Origin of the sequence: Streptomyces sp. NPDC058665 (assembly GCF_042714995.1) — a bacterium.
Lineage (GTDB): Bacteria > Actinomycetota > Actinomycetes > Streptomycetales > Streptomycetaceae > Streptomyces.
In genome coordinates this window covers 47244-54002 of sequence record NZ_JBHXRX010000058.1, presented here as the reverse complement: position 1 = coordinate 54002, position 6759 = coordinate 47244, and the positions used below count along the sequence as shown (strand labels likewise).

Annotated in this window: 5 protein-coding genes; all 5 read left to right on the top strand. The window is 70.5% G+C overall.

What is annotated here, in order from left to right; all coding sequences use genetic code 11:
- The first annotated feature begins 143 nt into the window (after positions 1 to 143).
- Complete coding sequence (locus ACFWV8_RS29915; protein ID WP_384210822.1) at positions 144 to 1892, top strand: TIGR03767 family metallophosphoesterase; 1749 nt, start codon at positions 144 to 146, stop codon at positions 1890 to 1892.
- A 260-nt stretch (positions 1893 to 2152) separates the two neighbouring features.
- A complete protein-coding gene (locus ACFWV8_RS29910) occupies positions 2153 to 2656 on the top strand; it encodes a subtilase-type protease inhibitor (RefSeq protein WP_384210819.1) in 504 nt (167 codons plus the stop codon).
- A 395-nt stretch (positions 2657 to 3051) separates the two neighbouring features.
- Positions 3052 to 3243 carry a putative ATP-grasp-modified RiPP gene (tgmA, locus tag ACFWV8_RS29905; RefSeq protein WP_384210816.1) on the top strand — a complete coding sequence of 64 codons (192 nt, stop codon included), beginning with the start codon at positions 3052 to 3054 and terminating at the stop codon, positions 3241 to 3243.
- Between the two features lie 16 nt (positions 3244 to 3259).
- Complete coding sequence (gene tgmB, locus ACFWV8_RS29900; RefSeq protein WP_384210813.1) at positions 3260 to 4192, top strand: ATP-grasp ribosomal peptide maturase; 933 nt, start codon at positions 3260 to 3262, stop codon at positions 4190 to 4192.
- A 664-nt stretch (positions 4193 to 4856) separates the two neighbouring features.
- Complete coding sequence (locus ACFWV8_RS29895) at positions 4857 to 6731, top strand: RICIN domain-containing protein (protein WP_384210811.1); 1875 nt, start codon at positions 4857 to 4859, stop codon at positions 6729 to 6731.
- Positions 6732 to 6759 lie beyond the last annotated feature (28 nt).

Below are 6759 nucleotides of genomic sequence, written 5' to 3'. Positions count from 1 at the left end.
GGGCCCCCCCCCTTCTCACCCCCGGGTGGCGGGGGGTGTTTTTTTCCCACCCCCCCCCCCCCCCGCCCCCGGCCTGATCCGAAAGACACGCCCCCGCCTCGGTGTCTCGCCGCCGCGACGTACGCACTCCGGGAGAGCGCTCCATGTCACGCATCCGCTCCGCGGTCACCGCTGTCGACCGCCGTTCCTTCCTCGCCGTGGCCGGTGCCGTCGGCCTGTCGGCCGGTATCGGCGCGGCGGTCGGCGCCGACGGCGGCTCCGGCAGCGCCTCCGCCGCCCCCGCGCCCACCGCGCCCGGCACCACCGGTCCCGCCACCCCCACAGCCACCCCGACCCCCACACCCACCGGCCCGTCGGCCGACCGCACCACGCTCCACTCGCTCGCCGCACCCCGCGACCGGAGCGCCGCCTTCCGGCGGATCGGGGACGGTCCCGGCTGGCGCAGGGTCGTCCGCGAACAGTTCGCTTCCGCCAAGTCCGGCCGCGAGGACCGCCGTAAGGTACTCAGCTCCTTCGTCCAGCTGACCGACCTCCATGTGACGGACGTCCAGCACCCGGTGCGCACCGAGTACGTGCGCAGCGAGTCGCCGGGCGCCTGGCGACCCCACGAGGCGCTGTCGGTGGCCGGAGCCGTCTCCCTCATCGAGCAGGTCAACGCGCTGGGCACCGGCCCCGCGACCGGGGCTCCGCTGGCCTTCGCCATGACGACCGGCGACAACACGGACAACAACTCGCTGTGCGAACTCGACTGGTACCTCACCCTGATGAGCGGCGGGCTCGTCACCCCCAACAGCGGTGATCCAGGGGCGTACGAGGGCGTACAGAACTCGGGCCTCCGGATGTACTGGCACCCGGAGGACGGCGCGCCCGACTCCGACAAGCGACTGGGCTACCCCCGTATCGACGGATTCCTGGCGGCGGCCCTGCGCCCGGTGCGCAGTCCGGGCCTGGCCCTCCCCTGGTACTCGACCGTCGGCAACCACGACAGCCTCGCCAGCGGCGCCTACGCGGACCGGACCGGCTTCCTCGCCGAATTCGCCGTCGGCACCCGTAAGTTGTACGACCTTCCGGACCAGGACGCGGCGGCGCTGCTCGCCCAGATCTCGCAGGGCGACACCGCGAACGGCGGCCCCCTGATCTCGCTGCTGCGCCGTGAGAAGCGCCGTATGCGGACGATCACCGCCGACCCGCGCCGCGCGCCGTTCACCCCGCTGCAGTACCTGACGGCGCATCTGGACTCGGCGCACACCGGCGCGGGACCGGTCGGCCACGGCTACACGAAGGCCAACCTGGCATCGGCGAGTCTCGACTACACGTTCTCCATGGGGGCGAACGTGACCGGGGTCAGCCTCGACACCACGGACCACGGTGGCCACTTCACGGGCTCGGTCGGTACGGGGCAGCTCAACTGGCTGGAGGGGATCCTCAAGGAGCACAGCGACGGGTACGTGGTCCTGTTCACGCACCACAACAGCTGGACGATGGGCAACAAGCGCCCCGACCCCGCGCGGCCCGGCGAGGCGCGGCACAGCGGTGACGAGGTTGTCGCCCTGCTGCGGCGCCACCGTTCCGCGGTGGCCTGGATCAACGGGCACAGCCACCGCAACGTGGTGCTGCCCCACGGTTCGTTCTGGGAGATCTCCACCGCCTCGCACATCGACTTCCCGCAGCAGGCGCGCGTGGTCGAGATCGCGGACAACAGGGACGGCACGCTCTCGCTCTTCACCACGCTGGTCGAGTCGGCGGCGCCGCGCGAGACCGATTTCACGGATCTCTCTCAGTCGGGCCTGGCCTCGCTCTACCGGGAGCTGGCGCTCAACGCACAGGGGAGCCGGCAGGATCTGGCGGGCCTGTCGGACGCGCGCAACACAGAGCTGCTCCTACGTCGCTGACAATCATATAATCCAAGGTTCATGGGTTTCCCCGCCTTACAATCAAACCGTCAACCAACGACACAAGCACCGAATCAACAACTTTCAGCCCAACCCGCCACGCGCCCCACACAGGCCCGGACCAGGCCGTTACGGACACACACCGCGATCAGGGCGACACAAGGAGCGACCAAAACCGGTCAGAGAGCGGGCGGAACACCCCCGGCGTGAGCGAGACTCACGTCCGTTGTCCGAGACATCGACCCCAGGGAGTGTTCGAAATGCGGAGCATCGCAAGGGCTGCGGCCTGTGGAGCCGTACTGGCGCTCGGCGGTCTGTGCTTCACCGGCACGGCCGGCGCCCTGCCGGCCCCGGCCGAGGGAGCACCCGCCGACGAAGCATCCATCGGAGGCGTGCGGGCTCCGGCCGGTACCTCGCCCAGCGGAGCGGAGGGCCTGTACGCGCCGTCGGCGCTGGTGCTGACCGTCACTGACGGTGCCGACCACAAGACCGGGACGGTACGGCGCGCCGTCACTCTCAGTTGCGCGCCCACCCCGTCGGGCAGCCATCCGGACGCGGTGGCCGCCTGCTCCGAACTCAAGAAGAACGGCGCCAAGTTCGACGCCATCACCAACTCCGGGACGAGCCGCGTCTGCACGAAGGAGTGGGAACCGGTCACGGTGACGGCCGACGGCGTGTGGGAGGGGCGGCGCGTGGACTACACCCACACCTTCTCGAACTCGTGCGCCATGAACGGGGGCAGAGGCGCCGTCTTCACCTTCTGAGGCCGGCGGGCGGCCACCGGGTGAGCGGTGACCGGAGGCGGCCGGGGCAGGGGATTCTCCCGCCCCGGCCGTCCCGCGTCCGGGCACCCTTCGGCGTCCCGGGTCTTCACATCCACTGCCTCCGGAAGTGAAGACAACTGACTGGATCCGGACAGGATGTCCCAATACCGGCCCTGAAGACGCCCTGAACTCAGCTTTTCGACAACGGACTTGAGGAGTTCTCGCGGCGTGGTCCGGGCCCTGCGAGCACTGTCGGCCCAGGTCCGGAGGATGGTGGAGCGTCCTCCGTCTGACGGACCGTCATATATGACTTTCCGTGCTGAGACCATTACATCTTCGCCACGTATTGTTACCTCCGTGACTGAAACGCACTCGTGGGGCAGTGGAGGAGAATCATGCGACCGTTCGCTCTGAACTACGCTTTCCCGGCGGAGAGCTCACAGGTCGTCGGACCTTTCACCTACGACTCCACGCTCCAGCTGAACGTCCTGCCGGACGGACGTCCCGCGATAGCCGACCGTGCGCTGCTGCTGGCCGCCGGGTCCACGACCTCGACGGCCGGCTCCAAGACGCACTTCGACGACTGACCACCCTGGCTACCCGATGACTGTGCTGATCCTCACCGCCGAGCAGGACGTCACCGCCGACATGGTCGTGGCCGAGCTGCACGGGCGCGGCACACCACTGGTGCGCTTCGACCCCGCCGATCTGCCGGGCGATGCGGCGATGTCCGCCGAGTACGTCAGCGGCGACTTCCGCGGCCATCTGTCGGCGGGCGGACGCCTGTTGAGCATGGACGGGCTGCGCGCGATATGGGTGCGGCGGCCGGGCGTGAGCGCGGCCCATGTGCCCAACCCGTCCGCCTGGCTCACCGCGGAGTCCGCGCACGCCTTCTTCGGCATGCTGTACTCCACGACAGCGCGCTGGATGAACCATCCGCAGGCCGCGGCCCAGGCGCGCCTCAAGCCCTGGCAGTTGCGGGTCGCGCACCAGAGCGGGTTCGCCGTACCGCCGACCCTTGTCACCACCTTCCCCCGGATCGCCCGGCTCTTCGCCGCCGAGCACCGGGACATCGTGGTCAAGTCGATCACCGGCCCGCCGCCCGGCGACCCCCCGGTCTCGCTGCCGACCACCCGGGTGGGGCCAGGCGCCGACTTCGAGTCGGTCGCCGCCGGGCCCACCCTGCTCCAGCGCTACATTTCCAAGCGGGCCGACATCCGGCTCACGTGCGTGGGGCACCAGTTGTTCGCCGCGCGGAAGGCCGCCGACCCCGGGCAGGTGGACGGCCGGTACGGCGCGACCGGCCACCGCTGGGAGCCCGTCGAGGTGCCCGACCGCATCACACGGGCGGTGTACGGCTACATGCGCGTCGCCCATCTCGCCTACGGGGCCTTCGACTTCGCCGAGGACACCGACGGCACATGGTGGTTTCTCGAATGCAACCAGGGCGGCCAGTTCGGTTTCGTCGAGCTGGAGACGAGCCAGCCGATCGCCGAGGCCGTGGCCGCCTGGCTCGCCACCCCGCCACCTGTCTAGGGGGTTTGCCGGTCAGGCCTGATCGGCAAGACACCCCCTGGACAGGTGCCTTGCCGATCTTCCCGGAACAGCCCCTCAACCTCTGACGGAGAATCCTCGCAGGCCCGGGGCGCGTCAGGGCGCCCGGCCGACGGACGAAGGGGTCCCGTGTCGACCGGGACCCGCCGTCGGCCGTAGAGTTGCCGATGCGGTGCAACTGCGAAGCCCTTGGTACGGTGCGGCCCTTCGGGGCTTCTTCGGTGACCCTTTTCGCCGGTTACCCGTGGTATTTCGCCCGACCGGAATTGGACCGGGGTGGCACAAATCCTTGCCCAACCCGTTCCTCAACGGCCAATCGAATAGCGGCGGTTGGAGATCTCTTGTTTCAAACACACGGGCTGTGCAATGGTGAACGCGCTCAGTCGGCAGCAATGCCGAGAGTGCTCAGCCGTTCGATTCGGCGACGGTCGGCCGCCCGGAAAAGCTCCTCCGGCCGTCACTGTTCGCCCCTTTACACCCGTAGGTCATTTTCCCGGAGGCATCACCACCGTCCATAGGTACGAACCAATCGGCCCCCCCCTTTTTTTCAGTCGGCCTGAAATCACTGCCGCCACCCTCGCGTCAAGGGACTGGACACCCCCCACTCAGTGCCCTGGAAGGCAGGACCTCTGTGCAGGATCCTCGTATGTCCAGTACCACCCCGCCTCCTCCGGCCGGCCCGCCGGGGCACCGCTCCGAAGGCTCGGACGCGCAACTCGTCGCCGCGCTGAGGACCCGCGAGAGCGACCAGGAGGACCACGCCACCGCGCTGTTGCTCGCCCGGCACTGGCAGGCGCTCCTCGACTACGCGGAGATCCGCTCCCCCTCGGCGGACGCCGCGTCGATGCTCGCCACCGCGGCCTTCGGCAAGGTCCTCGACACCCTGCGCGGCGCCGGCCCCGTCCCGGCGCTGCGGCCCGAATTCCTTCTGGCCGCCCGGCACACGGCCAATGTCTGGGCGGAGGGGCAGCGGACCGATACCGTCTGGGAGCACCACGCCCGCCCGGCCGACACCGGCCCGGGGGGCGCCGACGAGCCGGCACCCCCGGAGAATCGGCGGCTGGCCTTCCACGCGTTCCAGGCAATGCCCACACCCTCCCGGTACCTGCTCTGGCATACGGCGGTCGAGGCGGAGCCCATAACCGTACCGGCCGGTCTGCTCGGTATTGATCCGGAAAGCGCGCGCACCGAACTCGAACAGTCGGGTGAACTCTTCCGGTCCGGCTGTGTACGCGCGCATATCCAACTCGCGTCGGACAAGGAATGCCGCCACTACAACCGCCTGTTGGACGTGTCCCTGCGGCGCGGCGGTGCTTTGCTCCCGGACATCCAGCAGCATCTGGCGTTCTGCGCGTACTGCGCCTACGCCGCCGAGCAGTTCGTCCAGGCCGAGAGCCGGCCCGGCGTCCTGCTCGCCGAGGCGCTCCTCGGCCCGCACGGCAGGCGCTACCTCGACTCGCGGCCCGGCAGGCGCCGCGGCGCGCGGGCCGCGCGCGTACGGGGCCGGGCACGGCACTCGCTGGGCGGGCGCCCGCGGGTGCTGCCCCGGGTCTCGGTGCTGGGCAAGCGGGTGCTGACCACCCCGGGCAGACCGAGGACCGTACTGCTCAGCGGGCTGGGCCTGGTGACCGTGAGCCTGCTCGCCGTGACCGTGTCCAGCCTCACCGCCGGTGAGAGCGGTGGCGAGGCGGCGGGACCCTCCGCGCCCATCGGGTCGGGCACCGCCACGACTTCGCCGGACCCGGGCTCGCAGGGCGTCTCCGGTCCCGGCCAGCGACCGCCGACGGGCGGGGACGGCATCCCGCCGGGCCCGCTGAGTACGGCGCTGCGCAGCGCGGACGCCGATCTCTGCCTCGATCTCCGGGACACGCGGCCGACCGCCGGCTCCGAGGCGACGCTGGCGATCTGCTCCTCGTCCGCGCGGACCCAGCTGTGGATGTACGAGGAGGACGGGCTGCTGCGCAATGGCGCCGACCAGGACCTGTGCCTCAACTCCCGTACGGTGGACGGCTCTCTGATCCTCTCGCCCTGCACCGACCCGCCCGCCGAGAACGCCACCGACGTGCGCTACGACCTGACGGTGCAGGGGCATGTGATCCCCCGGTGGGACGACTCACTGGCCGTGGTCCCGACAACTCCCGTGGCGGGTACGTCCGTCGTCACGAAGACCCGTGACGAGTCCACGCTCCAGAACTGGTCGACCGGCGCGGCGCCGGACAGCCCCAGATCGCTGCCGGTCGTGGGCGGCCGGGAGGCGGCGCCGTCGGCCGACACCAAGTCGGCGCTCCGCAACACGAGCAGGTCGGCGCAGTCCCCTGAGGTGAGCGCCGGACACGGCGGCAACGGCGGTGACCGTGGCTGCGAGGCGCCGGGGCTCGCCAAGGAACGGCACGTACCGGAGGGCAACCACTACGGGCGCGCGGACAACGATGTCCCCGTCGGCAACGGAAACGGCCATCCCGGGCAGGGTCAGGACGGCAAGGGACAGGGGCGTTGCGACGACGTCCCGTACGGCGGCTGACGGACCGGGGGCACGGTCGGCGGGGCAC